At 72.5% G+C, this 14,569-nt stretch carries 13 protein-coding genes; 9 read left to right on the forward strand and 4 right to left on the reverse strand.

All coding sequences use genetic code 11. The features are described 5' to 3' along the window. Positions 1-330: 330 nt before the first annotated feature. From ACZ5ID_RS30605 to era, 3 genes are read left to right on the forward strand one after another with little or no spacing between them, the layout of a single operon-like run. Entirely contained in the window at positions 331-1,653 is a 1,323-nt protein-coding gene (locus ACZ5ID_RS30605; protein WP_468904286.1) for a WxL domain-containing protein, read from the forward strand. Positions 1,654-1,712: 59 nt separating this feature from the next. Beyond that, the gene (locus ACZ5ID_RS30610; protein WP_468904288.1) at positions 1,713-2,672 is read left to right on the forward strand and encodes a DUF916 domain-containing protein; all 960 of its coding nucleotides are present in this window, start codon (positions 1,713-1,715) and stop codon (positions 2,670-2,672) included. A gap of 53 nt (positions 2,673-2,725) precedes the next feature. Beyond that, positions 2,726-3,667, forward strand: a complete 942-nt coding sequence (era, locus tag ACZ5ID_RS30615) for a GTPase Era (RefSeq protein ID WP_406557469.1) — start codon at positions 2,726-2,728, stop codon at positions 3,665-3,667. A 630-nt stretch (positions 3,668-4,297) separates the two neighbouring features. Here the strand turns inward: era and ACZ5ID_RS30620 are convergent. Both ACZ5ID_RS30620 and ACZ5ID_RS30625 read right to left on the reverse strand, forming a co-directional pair. Then, positions 4,298-5,149 (reverse strand): GNAT family N-acetyltransferase, encoded by an 852-nt coding sequence (locus tag ACZ5ID_RS30620; protein WP_468904291.1) that lies wholly within the window; start codon positions 5,147-5,149, stop codon positions 4,298-4,300. Between the two features lie 29 nt (positions 5,150-5,178). Then, positions 5,179-5,445 (reverse strand): protealysin inhibitor emfourin, encoded by a 267-nt coding sequence (locus ACZ5ID_RS30625; RefSeq protein WP_406554539.1) that lies wholly within the window; start codon positions 5,443-5,445, stop codon positions 5,179-5,181. Between the two features lie 465 nt (positions 5,446-5,910). Here ACZ5ID_RS30625 and leuA point away from each other — a divergent pair, with 465 nt between their 5' ends. The 4 genes from leuA (at position 5,911) to ACZ5ID_RS30645 (ending at position 10,197) form a co-directional block, all read left to right on the forward strand. Beyond that, complete coding sequence (gene leuA, locus ACZ5ID_RS30630; protein ID WP_468904294.1) at positions 5,911-7,680, forward strand: 2-isopropylmalate synthase; 1,770 nt, start codon at positions 5,911-5,913, stop codon at positions 7,678-7,680. A gap of 154 nt (positions 7,681-7,834) precedes the next feature. Beyond that, positions 7,835-8,554, forward strand: a complete 720-nt coding sequence (locus ACZ5ID_RS30635; protein WP_468904296.1) for a TerB family tellurite resistance protein — start codon at positions 7,835-7,837, stop codon at positions 8,552-8,554. 34 nt (positions 8,555-8,588) lie between these two features. Further along, positions 8,589-9,338, forward strand: coding sequence for a DNA repair protein RecO (gene recO, locus ACZ5ID_RS30640; RefSeq protein WP_406554536.1), 750 nt, complete (start codon positions 8,589-8,591; stop codon positions 9,336-9,338). Positions 9,339-9,354: 16 nt separating this feature from the next. Then, on the forward strand, positions 9,355-10,197 hold the full coding sequence (locus tag ACZ5ID_RS30645) for an isoprenyl transferase (RefSeq protein ID WP_468904299.1): 843 nt from the start codon (positions 9,355-9,357) through the stop codon (positions 10,195-10,197). 33 nt (positions 10,198-10,230) lie between these two features. On the opposite strand, the gene ACZ5ID_RS30650 is transcribed toward ACZ5ID_RS30645, so the two are convergent. Beyond that, positions 10,231-10,899 (reverse strand): ScbR family autoregulator-binding transcription factor, encoded by a 669-nt coding sequence (locus tag ACZ5ID_RS30650; RefSeq protein WP_468904301.1) that lies wholly within the window; start codon positions 10,897-10,899, stop codon positions 10,231-10,233. A gap of 207 nt (positions 10,900-11,106) precedes the next feature. Between ACZ5ID_RS30650 and ACZ5ID_RS30655 the strand changes: the two genes are divergently transcribed. After that, positions 11,107-11,997, forward strand: a complete 891-nt coding sequence (locus ACZ5ID_RS30655) for a ScbA/BarX family gamma-butyrolactone biosynthesis protein (protein WP_468904303.1) — start codon at positions 11,107-11,109, stop codon at positions 11,995-11,997. Between the two features lie 49 nt (positions 11,998-12,046). Further along, on the forward strand, positions 12,047-12,892 hold the full coding sequence (locus ACZ5ID_RS30660) for an NAD(P)H-binding protein (RefSeq protein ID WP_468904305.1): 846 nt from the start codon (positions 12,047-12,049) through the stop codon (positions 12,890-12,892). Between the two features lie 72 nt (positions 12,893-12,964). Here ACZ5ID_RS30660 and ACZ5ID_RS30665 read toward each other — a convergent pair whose 3' ends face one another. Continuing rightward, complete coding sequence (locus ACZ5ID_RS30665) at positions 12,965-14,200, reverse strand: cytochrome P450 family protein (protein WP_468904307.1); 1,236 nt, start codon at positions 14,198-14,200, stop codon at positions 12,965-12,967. Positions 14,201-14,569: the final 369 nt, after the last annotated feature.

Consider the following 14,569-nt stretch of genomic DNA (forward strand, 5'->3'; position numbering starts at 1 on the left):
CAGGGGACTGGAAACTCCACCGGCGCCAAGGCGCCGGGACTGTTTGTGTTCAGCGGACCCGGGGAAACGTCGACCCCCCCACCCCCCGCAAAACCGGCGCCGCGGCCCGCGGCCCCGGTTCTCCCTGTTCCGGCCGGACGGCGATCTCCTCGGTGATCCGCCCCGGTGATCCCTCCGCTGACCTGCGAGAACGCGGATCTTGACAGAATCTGATGGCCCATCAGTCAAGGGATTTCGATTCCATTGACTTCTTTTCGCGCCCCCAGGTCAATGGCTCCCTGCCGGCGCAGCCGAGCCGCTGCTGCGCCACGACCGCAGAGGGGGGCAGTCATGCCTTCAGCACGAAGACGGCGCCGCTGGGCCGCCGTACTGGGAGCCGCCGCGCTCATGACCGGGACCGGGGCGCTCATCGCGCCCGCGCAGGCCCTGGCCGCGACTCCCGTCGACTTCGCCACACACTGCGTACCACCGCCCATCGCCGGTATCCCGGCGATCGACGGCACCACGTCCGCCCAGATCACCGTGGACAAGGCCGCGCCCAAGGTCGGTGACACGGTCACCGTCACGTACACCGTCACCAAGCCCGCCGCCGGCAACCCGGTGGACCTGGCGCTGCCCGCCGACATCATGACCCCCACCGGAAAGGTCGCCCTGGGCGGCGCCCAGAGCGGTGACGTCACGGTCGCCGGGCCCAAGAAGAACGACCCGGTACCGGGGAAGGGCGCGTTCCCGCCGTTCTCCATGACCGGCACGTTCACCGTCACCGCGCCCGGCGCGATCACCCTGTCGCCCGGTGACTACAACATCCACACCAGCTACATCATGGAGCTGGACACCCCCTGTACGGTCACCAATCCGCCCGCGCCCGTCTCCGAGACGGTCACCGCGACCGGCGGCGGCCAGACCAACCAGCGGACCGTCCAGCTCGGCACGGCCTCCGGCAAGCCCGGCGCGGGCGTCACCGTCACCGGGTCGAAGTTCACCGCGGGCGCGACCGTGACGGTCGCGGGCCGGGCCGGGGCGGCAGAGACCGCCGACAAGGCGACCGTGACGGCGGACGCGCAGGGCGCGTTCTCCACCACCCTCACGGTCAACGACAAGGCGACCAGCGGCATCGTCGCCTACGAGGGAGCGAGCTGGAGCGACGACAAGGGGGCCGGGCCGGCGGCGTACAGCGTCGTCGACGACACCCCGACGCCGCCGAACAGCCAGAAGCTCACCTCCTCGGTCAAGGCGGGCACGCTCTCCATGACCCAGGCCGGCGACGCCGTCTCCCTGGACGCCGTCGACTTCGGCAAGGGCGGCTTCTCCCGCGGCTCGCTCCGGACGGTGACGGTCCAGGACTTCCGCGGCGGCCCCGCGGGCTGGTCCCTGACCGGCAAGGTCACCGACTTCACCGGCCCCGCCGGGGCGAAGATCGACGCCTCCAAGCTCGGCTGGACGCCGGTCTGCGCCACCAAGGCCGGATCCCCGTCGACCTGCGCGGCGGGCTCGCCGGGCACCGTGGGCAGCGCGGGCGCGACCCTCGCGACCACGCCCAACGCGGCGCTCACCGGCGGTGAGTTCACCGTCGACGCCCGGGTCTCGCTGAACGTTCCCGCGTTCACCGCGCCCGGCGCGTACTCCGGCGTGCTGACGCTCACGCTGGCCTGATCCACCCGTGGGCCGGGCGCGCACCCGGCCGGCCCACCCGTCCCCGGGGGTAGCGCACCGTGCGCCGACTGTCCGTCCCGCTCCTGATCGCCGCCGTCATCGCCGCCGCCGTCGCCGTCCTGGCGGCCCCGGGCACGCCCGCGCGCGCCGCCGACAACGGCAACTGGGCCGTCTATCCGGCATCCTCCGGCGCGGACCCGCGCCCGTACTTCTACCTCTCCGCGAGCCCCGGCACCACCCTCGGCGACCAGGTCACCGTCACCAACAAGACGGCCGCGCCGAAGGCCTTCCGGCTCTACGGGGCCGACGCGTACAACACCGAACGCGACGGCGGGTTCGCCGTGCGGACCCGGAGCGAGCCGCAGCACGGCGTCGGCGCCTGGACCAGGCCCGACCGGGCGGCCATCACCGTCCCCGCGCACGCCTCGGTCACCGTGCCGTTCACCCTCACCGTCCCGGCCGACGCGGAGCCCGGCGACCACCCCGGGGCGCTGGTCGCCCTGGACGAGAAGGTCGCGGCCGGGCGCGGGGAGCTGGCCATGGGGGTCCAGCAGGCCGTCGGCGCACGCGTCTACCTGCGGGTCACCGGACCCGCCGTGCCCGCGCTCGCCGTCGAGGACGTCGAGCTGGCCCAGCACCGGCCGCTGGTGCCCGGCACCGGTACGAGCCGGACCACGATCTCGTACACGCTGCACAACCGGGGCAACGTCACGCTCGACCCGAAGGTGGAGCTGAGGGCGACGGGCCTGTTCGGACGTACGCTGCTCAGCCGCGCGCTCACCAAGGTCCCGGCCGAGCTGCTGCCCGGCCAGAAGGTCCGCCTCACCGAGCCGTGGGCCGGCTCGCCGCAGCTGGACCGGGGTGACGTACGGCTCACGGCGAGCGCCAGAGGCGTCACCGGATCGGGCGGCGCGTCCTTCCTCGCCCTGCCCTGGCTGGGCCTCGCGGTGCTGGTGGCGGCCGTGACGGCGGGTGTTCTGGGGTGGCGGCTGCGGCGGGCGCGGGGGCGGCGCGGCTGAGCGGTGGGGGCGCGCGTGCAGCGGGGGTGTTCGGATCGGGGAGAATGGGCGGCATGAGCGCTCGTACTGTTGAGAACAACGCCCCTCACCGGGCCGGCTTCGCCTGTTTCGTCGGCCGCCCCAACGCGGGCAAGTCGACCCTCACGAACGCTCTGGTCGGACAGAAGGTGGCGATCACCTCCAGCCGTCCGCAGACGACGCGGCACACCGTCCGCGGCATCGTGCACCGCCCCGACGCGCAGCTGATCCTGGTCGACACGCCGGGCCTGCACAAGCCGCGCACGCTGCTCGGCGAGCGGCTGAACGACGTGGTCCGCACGACCTGGGCCGAGGTCGACGTGATCGGCTTCTGTCTGCCGGCGGACCAGAAGCTGGGGCCCGGCGACAAGTTCATCGCCAAGGAACTCGCGGGGATCAAGAAGACCCCGAAGATCGCGATCGTGACGAAGACGGACCTCGTCGACTCCAAGGCGCTCGCCGAGCAGTTGCTCGCCGTGCAGCGGCTCGGGGAGGAGCTGGGCTTCGAGTGGGCGCAGATCGTGCCGGTCTCGGCCGTCGGCGACCAGCAGGTCCAGCTGGTGGCGGACCTCCTGGTCCCGCTCCTGCCCGAGGGCCCGGCGCTCTACCCCGAGGGCGACCTCACGGACGAGCCCGAGCAGGTGATGGTGGCCGAGCTGATCCGCGAGGCGGCGCTGGAGGGGGTACGGGACGAGCTTCCGCACTCCATCGCGGTGGTGGTGGAGGAGATGCTGCCGCGCGAGGACCGGCCGGCCGACCGGCCGCTGCTCGACATCCACGCGAACGTGTACATCGAGCGGCCGAGCCAGAAGGGGATCATCATCGGTCCCAAGGGGAAGCGGCTGAAGGAAGTCGGGATGAAGTCGCGCCAGCACATTGAGGCGCTGCTGGGGACGCCGGTGTTTCTCGATCTTCATGTGAAGGTGGCGAAGGATTGGCAGCGGGATCCGAAGCAGTTGCGCAAACTGGGCTTCTGACCCCCACCCCGCCCCTTCCCCAAACCCTGCCGGGGGCGGGCGGGGGCGAGGACAGTCCCCCGGGGGCTACGCCCCCGGCCCCCCTCTGCGGGACCTGCGGCCCCTGCACCCCACTCCCGGGGGTGCGCCCCTGGTCCCCCCTCTGCGGGGCCTGCGGCCCCTGCACCCCGCTTCCGGGGCTGCGCCCCTGGACCCCTTTGCGGGGCCTGCGGCCCCGCGCCTGCTCTCGGGGCTGCGCCCCTGGTCCCTCTCTGCGGTCTGCGGCCCCGGGCCCCGCGCCGTCCTTTCGCCTGCGGATCCTCTGGGGCTGGGCGCGCAGTTCCCCGCGCCCCTTGAAGGCACCACGCACCGGGCCCGCCTCAGGGGCGCGGGGAACTGCGCGATCAGCCCCCACCGGCGCGCGGGCGCAAGCACCGCGGTAGCGGGGTACAGGGGCCGCAGGTCCCGCCCGGGGGCCGGGGCCTCGCCCATGGCTAGCCCCGCCCGGGGCCGGGTGCCCCGCCGGGAGTCGCCCCCTCGGGCCGCAGGTCCCTCACCCGGGGCCGCAGGCCCCCACCCGGGGTCGGGGCCCAGCCCCGAGGTCGTCCGCCCCCGGCGGGGTTTCGGGAAGGGGTGGGGTGGGGGAGGGCCTCAGCCCTCCGCGATCAGTGCCGTCCCCACCCGCACAAACCCCAGCCGCCCATACATCCGCGCCACATCCTCGTCGCCCGCCGACAGGAACACCGTCGACGCGCCCCCCTCCCGCGCATCCCGCACCAGCCGTGCCGTGACCGCCTCGCCCAGGCCCCGGCGCCGGGCCGCCGGCAGGGTGCCGACGCCGACTATCTCCGTCACCGGGCCCAGCGGCTGGTGCATGCCCGAGCAGAGCGGGAGGCCGTTCTCGACCGCCGCCGCCACCGCGGTGAGCCCGGCGCGGATGCGCTCCGCGACCTGTGCCGCGCGCCCGTCGCCCACCCGCGCCGCGATCTCGGCCGTCAGCTCCTCCGGACCCGCCGCCCCCACCGCCGTACCGGGCGCCGCGAACGCCAGGTGCGGCACCACCAGGGCCGCGTGCAGCAGCGGGTCCTGGGCGCCGACCATCCGTACGAGCGGGTGGGCGGGGGCGTCCGGCGCGTCGGGGGACAGCACCATCAGCGGATGGGCGTGGACCGCGAGGCCCGACGCCTCCACGGCCGCCCGCAGCCCCGGCGCCACCTCGTGCACCCACTCGAAGGCCTCGGGTATCCCCAGCTCCCGCTGGCGCGCCCGTACCCGGTCGACGTCCGCCGCCGACACCGGCCCCGAGCGGCCGAGCGTGGGCCGCGCGTAGAACGGCCAGCCCGGGCCCTCCCGTACGAACAGGGTCAGCGGGCCGAAGTCCTCCGCGCGGGCCGATGTGCGCGGCACCGCGTCGTAGTAGCCCTCCAGGACCCGCAGGTCGGCGGGGGCGGGAGGCCCTGCCACGTCGGGCGAGTCCGGCGAGTCCGGTGCGCTTGTCTTCATGCCGCGCATCAAAGCAAGCCCGTCCCCCGCTACGCACCCTCTTTGAGCACCTGCGACACCAGCGTCCGCTGGGCCTCGGACAGCCGGGGGTCCGCGCAGTGGACCGTGCGGCCGTCGACCGTGATCTCGTAGTGGAAGCCGTCGGGCACGCCCGGAGAGGGTTCGGCCCCGCTGTCGGCGAGGGCGGCCTCCGCCAGGGCGTGCCACTGGGCCGCGTCGGGCCGGCCCGAGGTGTCGACCTCGGCCCGGCGCTCGATGCCGGCGAATCCTCCTGTGCGGGTCACCTGGATACGCATGCTTACTGTCTAGCAGCGCACCGGGCGCGCCGCCCCCGCGTCGGCGGCACGAAGTACGTGAAGCCGGCGAACGGCCGCGCCCGGCACGGGCACGGGAACGTGGCACCGGGTCGCGGCGCCGTCACCGCACGCCGCCACGGCCGCGACGCCGGTGCGCTACGCCCGCCGGGCGGCCCTCCGGTCGGTCCGGTCGGTCCGGTCGGTCCGGTCCGGGACTTTGGTCCCTGGTCCCGTCGGCGACGTCCCGCATACTGAAACGGGACCGGCGCTTTCCGCGCCCCTCGGCTAGGCTGCGGCACATCATGCGTTTCGGGCTGCTTCTCCTTAGCTGCCGCGGCGAGGGCCTGTAAGTCGTAGGCCGACCCCCTCCCCGCGGGACCTGGTGCTGCTTCGACCAGTCGGCCTCCCCCAAGCTCCCAAGGAGCGGGGGACCCCCAGCCCGAAGGCCCCGAGGAGCCCTACGCGATGTCCGAGAACCCTGTGTCTGTCGGTCGCCCGACGCCCGTCACCAACGCGACCCACACCCAGAAGCCGTCCGGGATGCCGATCCACAAGTACGGCTCCTACGAGGCCGTGCCCATCCCGGACCGCACCTGGCCCGAGAAGCGGATCACCAAGGCGCCGCGCTGGCTGTCCACCGATCTGCGCGACGGCAACCAGGCGCTGATCGACCCCATGAGCCCCGCCCGCAAGCGCGAGATGTTCGACCTGCTGGTGCGCATGGGCTACAAGGAGATCGAGGTCGGCTTCCCGTCGTCGGGGCAGACCGACTTCGACTTCGTACGGTCGATCATCGAAGAGGGCGCGATCCCCGAGGACGTGACGATCTCCGTCCTGACCCAGGCCCGTGAGGACCTGATCGAGCGGACCGTGGAGTCCCTGCGCGGCGCCCACCGCGCCACCGTGCACCTGTACAACGCCACCGCCCCGACCTTCCGCCGGGTCGTCTTCCGCGGCTCCAAGGACGACATCAAGCAGATCGCCGTGGACGGCACCCGGCTGGTGATGGAGTACGCGGAGAAGATCCTGGGCCCGGAGACGACCTTCGGCTACCAGTACAGCCCGGAGATCTTCACCGACACCGAGCTGGACTTCGCCCTGGAGGTCTGCGAGGCGGTCTGCGACGTGTGGCAGCCCGAGGAGGGCCGCGAGATCATCCTCAACCTGCCCGCCACGGTGGAGCGTTCGACGCCCTCCACGCACGCGGACCGGTTCGAGTGGATGAGCCGCAACCTGACCCGCCGCGAGTTCGTCTGCCTGTCGGTGCACCCGCACAACGACCGCGGTACGGCGGTGGCGGCGGCCGAGCTGGCGATCATGGCCGGGGCCGACCGCATCGAGGGCTGTCTGTTCGGCCAGGGCGAGCGCACCGGCAACGTCGACCTGGTCACCCTGGGCATGAACCTGTTCAGCCAGGGCGTCGACCCGCAGATCGACTTCTCGCAGATCGACGAGATCCGCCGGACCTCGGAGTACTGCAACCAGATGGAGGTCCACCCGCGCCACCCCTACGCGGGCGACCTGGTCTACACCGCCTTCTCCGGCTCCCACCAGGACGCCATCAAGAAGGGCTTCGACGCGATGGAGGCGGACGCCGCCGCCCGGGGCGTCACCGTCGACGACATCGAGTGGGCCGTCCCGTACCTGCCGATCGACCCGAAGGACGTCGGCCGCTCCTACGAGGCGGTCATCCGGGTCAACTCCCAGTCCGGCAAGGGCGGTATCGCGTACGTCCTGAAGAACGACCACAAGCTGGACCTGCCGCGCCGGATGCAGATCGAGTTCTCCCGGATCATCCAGGCGAAGACCGACGCCGAGGGCGGCGAGGTCACGCCCGGCCAGATCTGGTCGGTCTTCCAGGACGAGTACCTGCCGAATCCGGCCAACCAGTGGGGCCGCATCCAGCTGCGTTCCGGCCAGACCACGACCGACAAGGACGGCCGGGACACGCTGACCGTCGAGGCGGTCGTGGACGGCGTGGACACGGTCCTGACCGGTACCGGCAACGGTCCGATCTCGGCCTTCTTCGAGGCGCTGGCCGCCGTCGGTGTGGACGCGCGACTGCTGGACTACCAGGAGCACACGATGAGCGAGGGCGCGTCCGCGCAGGCCGCCTCGTACATCGAGTGCGCCATCGACGGGCAGGTCCTGTGGGGGATCGGCATCGACGCCAACACCACGCGCGCCTCGCTGAAGGCGGTCATCTCGGCCGTCAACCGCTCGGCCCGTCCGTAGCCCCCGGCGCCGCACGGCGCCCCACCGGCCCCTGGCGGCCGGTGGGGCGCCGTCTTTGCGCCACTCCTCCCCGCAGGGTGCTGACGCCGCCTCGCCGATGTGGCTAACATCACGTCAACGCGGCAATGTTGCCGGTCCGTTACGGAGGTGTGCGGTGGTGCTAGGCCGGGGACACAACGCGACGAACCCTCGCGCCGCGGGCATCCTCGAACGCGTGTGGACGGTCCGGACCGCCTGGACCACCGTGGGCGACGGGGAGTTCTTCTGCCCGGAGTGCGGGGGCGACCGCAACTTCCGCCGCCGCACCGGCCGTCGGCGCCTGGCCGTCCTCGGCGTCCCGCTGCTGCCGCGCGGCGCCGCCGGGCCCGTGGTGGAGTGCGCGGCCTGCGAGACCCACTTCGGTACGGACGCCCTCGACCACCCCACCACCACCCGCTTCTCGGCGATGCTGCGCGACGCCGTGCACACCGTCGCCCTCGCCGTCCTCGCCGCGGGCGGCACCGCCTCCCGTACGGTCACCTCCACCGCCGTCGCCACGGTCCGCGCCGCCGGGTACGACGACTGCACCGAGGATCAGCTGCTCACCCTGATCGAGGCGCTGGCGGCCGACACCGGGCGCTTCCTCACCGACACCGAGGCCGACCCGTGCGGCGCGGCCCTCGCCATCGAGCTCCATGAGTCGCTGGAACCGCTGGCCCCGCACCTCGCCCCGGCCGGCCGCGAGTCGATCCTGCTCCAGGGCGCCCGGATCGCGCTGGCCGACGGTCCGTACCGGCCGGCCGAGCGCGAGGTCCTCAGCACGGTCGGCGGCGCGCTCCAGCTGTGCGCGGACGATGTGGCCCGCCTCCTGGCGGCGGCCCGGACCCCGTCCTGACGGAGCCCGGCCCGCGCGGTGAAACAATGGCCCCATGAGTCTGTTCCGGGACGACGGCATCGTGCTGCGGACCCAGAAGCTCGGTGAGGCCGACCGGATCATCACGCTTCTGACCCGCGGGCACGGGCGGGTGCGCGCCGTCGCCCGCGGAGTGCGCCGCACCAAGTCCAAGTTCGGCGCGCGCCTGGAGCCGTTCTCCCATGTGGACGTGCAGTTCTTCGCGCGCGGCAGCGAGCTGGTCGGCCGCGGCCTGCCCCTGTGCACCCAGAGTGAGACGATCGCTCCGTACGGTGGCGCGATCGTCGCCGACTACGGCCGGTACACCGCCGGTACCGCGATGCTGGAGACGGCGGAACGGTTCACCGACCACGAGGGCGAGCCCGCCGTACAGCAGTACCTGCTGCTGGTGGGCGCGCTGCGCACCCTCGCGCGCGGCGAGCACGCCCCCAATCTGGTCCTCGACGCCTTCCTGCTGCGCTCGCTCGCCGTCAACGGCTACGCGCCGAGCTTCGAGGACTGCGCGCGGTGCGGCATCCACGGCCCCAACCGGTTCTTCTCCATCGCGAGCGGCGGTGTGGTCTGCGCCGACTGCCGGGTGCCGGGCAGCGTCGTACCCTCTGCGGAGGCGGTCGGGCTGCTGAGCGCGCTGCTGACGGGGGACTGGGCGACGGCCGACGCGAGCGAGCCCCGGCACGTACGCGAGGGCAGCGGCCTCGTGTCGGCCTATCTGCACTGGCATCTGGAGCGCGGCCTGCGCTCACTGCGGTACGTAGAGAAGAACTGAGGGAGAAGAAGGCCACATGGCACGACGCGGAATCCTGGGCGGCCGGTCCCGGCGCGAGTACACGACCCCCGAGCCGCACCCCTCGGGTGCGCGCCCGCCGAAGATCCCCGGCGAACTGGTGCCCAAGCACGTGGCGGTCGTCATGGACGGCAACGGGCGCTGGGCGAAGGAGCGCGGGCTGCCGCGCACCGAGGGCCACAAGGTCGGCGCCGAGCGCGTCCTCGACGTGCTCCAGGGCGCGATCGAGATGGGGGTCGGCTCGATCTCGCTGTACGCCTTCTCCACCGAGAACTGGAAGCGCTCGCCCGACGAGGTGCGCTTCCTGATGAACTTCAACCGCGACTTCATCCGCAAGACCCGCGACCAGCTCGACGAGCTCGGCATCCGGGTGCGCTGGGTGGGCCGGATGCCCAAGCTGTGGCGCTCGGTGGCCAAGGAGCTCCAGGTCGCCCAGGAGCAGACCAAGGACAACGACCGGCTCACGCTGTACTTCTGCATGAACTACGGCGGCCGGGCGGAGATCGCCGACGCGGCGAAGGCGCTGGCCGAGGATGTGAAGGCGGGCCGGCTCGACCCGTCGAAGGTCGGCGAGAAGACCTTCGCCAAGTACCTGTACTACCCCGACATGCCGGACGTGGACCTGTTCCTGCGCCCCAGCGGCGAGCAGCGCACCTCCAACTACCTTCTCTGGCAGAGCGCTTACGCCGAGATGGTCTTCCAGGACGTGCTGTGGCCGGACTTCGACCGCCGGGACCTGTGGCGCGCCTGTCTGGAGTACGCCCAGCGCGACCGCCGCTTCGGCGGGGCGCTGCCCAACCTCGACGCCCCGCGCCAGGACGGTGCCACGGCCTCCGAGTGACCCCGCGCCGGGGCGGGGCGGCGGCCGGGTCGGTCAGACCGCCGCCGCCGCGCACTCGGCGTCGTGCACCGGCTCCAGCTCGGCGATGATCCGCGCGCCGCGGTCCTCGGAGAAGTCCAGGGCCGCCAGCACCGAAGGCACCGCGATGCTCGACATCACATGGCGCTGCAGGACCGCGTGGCGGTGCGAGAGGTCCTGGTAGTCGCTGAGCGTCTGCGACATCATCTGGAGCCCGGCGAAGGCCCCCACGTACAGCTCGGCGGTGTCGGAGATGACCACGTTGGGCATCAGCTCGCCGCGCTGCTGAGCCAGCGTCAGCACCTCCTCGTTCACCTCGCTCCAGTGCCGGAACGGGCCGGTGCGGTCGAGCCCCGTGGCCTGCTGGTCGAGGGTCAGCCGGATGCTGGCGCGGACCAGGTGGTCGGTGCGCAGGCGGTGGGCGAGCACCGAGCCGGAGTCGATCAGTTCCTGGAGCTTGACGGGCTGCGCCGGCAGCGAGGGGCCGGAGCCCTGCTCGTTCAGGACCCCGTGCGCGAGCGCTTCCTTCGACTGGAAGTGGAAGTACAGCGCGCCCTTGGTGACCCCGGCCACCCTCAGGATGTCGGTGATCGTGGCGGCCTGGAACCCCTGCTTCTCGAAGACGATGGCCGCGGCCTCCAGGATCGCCCTCCTGGTGCGGATCGCACGGTCCTGCTTCGCCACGCTGCCTCCTCGTGTTGCGCCGCGATGTCGACGCTGTGAACCTTCGGGGCCGCCCGTGCCCCCCACTTGAAAAAAACCGTCTAGTTTGTATCTTAACAGTGGTACGCATGACCATGTTTCTTCGTACATGCCTCGGGGGGAGCCATGTCACAAACAGAAGCAGTATTGACCAGCGCCATACCCATAACCGGGGCCGGGCCCACCACCATGACGCAATCGCACCCGGTCTCGCCGGAACTGGTCCACCGGGCAAGGGCCGCCGACGCCTTCCCGCACGGCTGGCGCCGGCGCGACGAACACACCTTCTCGGTCGCCGCGCACTGGCCGCACGACCACGTGTTCTTCGAACCCGTCGCGGGCGGTCTGCACGATCCGCTGCTCGTCGTCGAGACGATGCGGCAGTCCGCGATGCTGATAGTGCACGCGGGCTACGAGGTGCCCCTCGACTACCACTTCATGCTGACCGACCTCGAATACACGGCCAACGACAGCCAGTTGGACGTCGGCGGACAGTCGGCCCTCGTCGACGTGGAACTGGAGTTCTCCCGCCTCGAATGGCGCGGCGGCAGGCTCTCGCGCCTCAAGGTCCACTGGGTGCTGCGCCGCCTGGGACGTCTGGTGGCCACCGGTTCCGGCCAGGCCCGGGTGCTGAGCCCCGGCGTCTACCGGCGCCTGCGCGGCGACCGTACGTCCCCCGGCGCCACCGAGCACCTCCCGCTGCCCGTCCCCGCCGACCTCGCGGGCCGCACCCGCTCCGCCGACGTGGTGCTGTCGCCGTGCCCGCAGGAGCGCGTCTGGCGGCTGCGCGTGGACACCACGCACCCCACGCTCTTCCAGCGCCCCAACGACCACGTGCCCGGCATGCTCCTCCTGGAGGCGGCCCGCCAGGCGGCCAACGCGGCCCTGGGACCGGCGCCGTATGTGCCGGTCGCGGGTGACATAGCGTTCCACCGGTACGCGGAGTTCGACAGCACCTGCTGGATACAGGTCACCGATGCGGCGCCCCGGCGCCCCGGAATGACCAGTGTGCAGGTCACCGGCCACCAGGAAGACAGCCTGGTCTTCCTCGCCACACTGTCGGCGCCGCGCGTCGGCTGACGGGCGGGACGAGGACCGGCCGGGCGAGCCGCGGGCGAAGGGGACGACGATGATTCTGGTGACCGGCGCGACCGGGACCGTGGGGGGCGAGGTCGCCCGACTGCTCGCGCCCGCCCACCCGGTGCGCGTCCTGGCCAGACGGCCCGAGCGCGTGACGGCCACCGGACCGGCCGTCGAGGTGGCCGGCGGCGAGTACGCCGATCGCGACAGCCTCGACCGCGCACTCCGGGGCGTACGGGCGGCCTTTCTGGTCACCGGCAGCATCGGGGAGCCCGACGACGTGCGGTTCGCGGAGGCCGCCCGCGCGGCCGGGGTGCGCCATCTGGTCAAGCTCTCCGCGCTGGCCGTCACCGACCCGGCCGCCGACGACCTGATCACCCGCCGCCAGCGCGAGAACGAGACGGCCGTACGGGAGTCCGGGCTCGCCTGGACCCTGCTGCGGCCCCGCGCCTTCATGACCAACACCCTGTCCTGGGCGCGGTCGGTACGCGAGGAGGGCGTGGTGCGCGCGCTGTACGGGGACGCGCCCAACGCGACGGTGGACCCGCGCGACATCGCGGAGGTGGCGGTGCGGGCGCTCACCGAGCCCGGCGTCCACGAGGGCCGCGCCTACGCGCTCTCCGGCCCCGCGGCCGTCACCGCCGCCGAGCAGACCGCGCTCCTCGCCGACGCCCTGGGCAGACCGCTCCGGTTCGAGGAACTGGGCCCCGAACGGGCCCGTGCCGCGCTCCTGGCGCGCTACCCGCAGCCGGTGGCCGAGGCGCTGCTGCACAGCGCCGAGCGCCAGCGGGCCGGGGCGAAGGCCGGCGTCTCCCCGGACGTGCGGGAGCTCACCGGCCGCCCGGCGCGCTCGTACGCCGCGTGGGCCCGCGACCACGCGCCCGCCTTCGCCTGACCGGCGGCGCCGCCTCCCGTACGGGAAGGGGCCCTGCCGCGACCGAACGGCAGGGCCCCTTCTTCCGTGCCCCTAGCGGTTGTTCAGCAGGAGCGGCACTTCCCGGTGCCCGTTGGAGATGAACGACGGGAGCTGGGCGAGCTGTTCGACGGGCGTCGCGAGGGCCACGTCGGGGAAGCGCTCGAAGAGGGCCGACAGGGCCACGGTGGCCTCCATACGGGCCAGCGGGGCCCCCAGGCAGTAGTGGACGCCGTGCCCGAAGGCCAGGTGCTCACGGCGCAGCGGACGCGACGGGTCGAAGCGGTCGACGCTCTCGCCGTGCACCTCGGGGTCGCGGCCGGGACCGGCGAGCGCGATCAGGATCGGTTCGCCCCGGCGGATCAGCACACCGCCGATCTCGATGTCCTCCACGGCGTACCGCAGCGGCACATGGGCGGCCGGCGGCTCCCAGCGCAGGGTCTCCTCGATCACGTCCTCCCAGGCGACTTCGCCGCTGCGGACGCGGGCCAGCTCCTCGGGGTGGGTGAGCAGAGCGCACGCGGCCTGGTCGATCAGGTTGACCACGGTCTCGAACCCGGCCGAGATCATCAGCAGCAGGGTGTCCACGAGCTCGACCTCGGTGAGACCGCTCCCGTCGTCCTCGTCGCGGGTGGCGATCAGACCGCTGGTCATGTCGTCACCGGGGTTGGCGCGCTTGAAGGCGATGAACTCGTTGAGCGCCACATAGAGTTCGCGCCCGGTCGCCTCGGCCTCCTCGGGGGTCACCTCCGTAAGGAAGGTGATGTCGATGAGGCGGCAGAGCCGGTCGCGCGAGCTCTCCGGGACCCCGAAGAGCTCGCAGATCACCTGGACGGGCAGCGGGCTCGCGAACGCCCTGCGCAGGTCGACCGGCCGGCCCTGCGGGGTGTCGGCCAGCTTGTCGAGGAGGTCGGAGACGATGTGCTCGATCGTCGGGCGCAGGGACGCCGTCTGACGGGCGGTGAACGCCCGGGACGTCAGCTTGCGCAGCCGGCTGTGCTCCTCCCCGTACGCGGTGATCATGCTGCGGACGGATATCCACAGGGCCAGCGGCCAGGTCCGGGGAATGTCACCATTGATCCACGCGGGCCAGTGGCGTTCGGCGTCCTTGGAGACGCGCGGGTCGGTCATCAGGCTCTTGGCGGCCTCGGCGCCGGTGACCGACCAGGCGGCCACGCCGCCCGGCAGCTCGATCCGGGTGACCGGGCCGTGCGCGCGGATACGGGCGATCTCACCGTGGACGTCGGTCCCGGAGGCGTCGATGGCGAAGGGGCATTGCTGCTGGGGCATGGAGGTGCTCCGTAAGGACGGGTCGGGGTGCGTGTCTGTGCCGTGCGCTTGTGAGCCGGCGTACTTCGGTGCCGATCACTGTGGGCGCAGGGGAAGAGGGGTGTCGACAGGGCTGCCGTTCCCTTGAGTTCGCGGACGCACTCACGGACGTACTCACGGACCCACTCAGGGCCATGCGGGTCATGTGCCCTCCCCCCACTTGCTCGGATGAGAGGGACATTAACGAACCGGGCCCCCGGTTTGCCACGGGGGGCCGGTTGGTGGTCTTGGTTCCGGTGGTGTCAGGGGGTGACGGTCCAGGTGTCGTTGCCGGTGAGGAGGGTGGTGAGGTCGCCTTTGCCGTGTTGTTCGGTGGCTTGGTCGAGTTGG

The organism is Streptomyces sp. NPDC031670 (assembly GCF_055580545.1).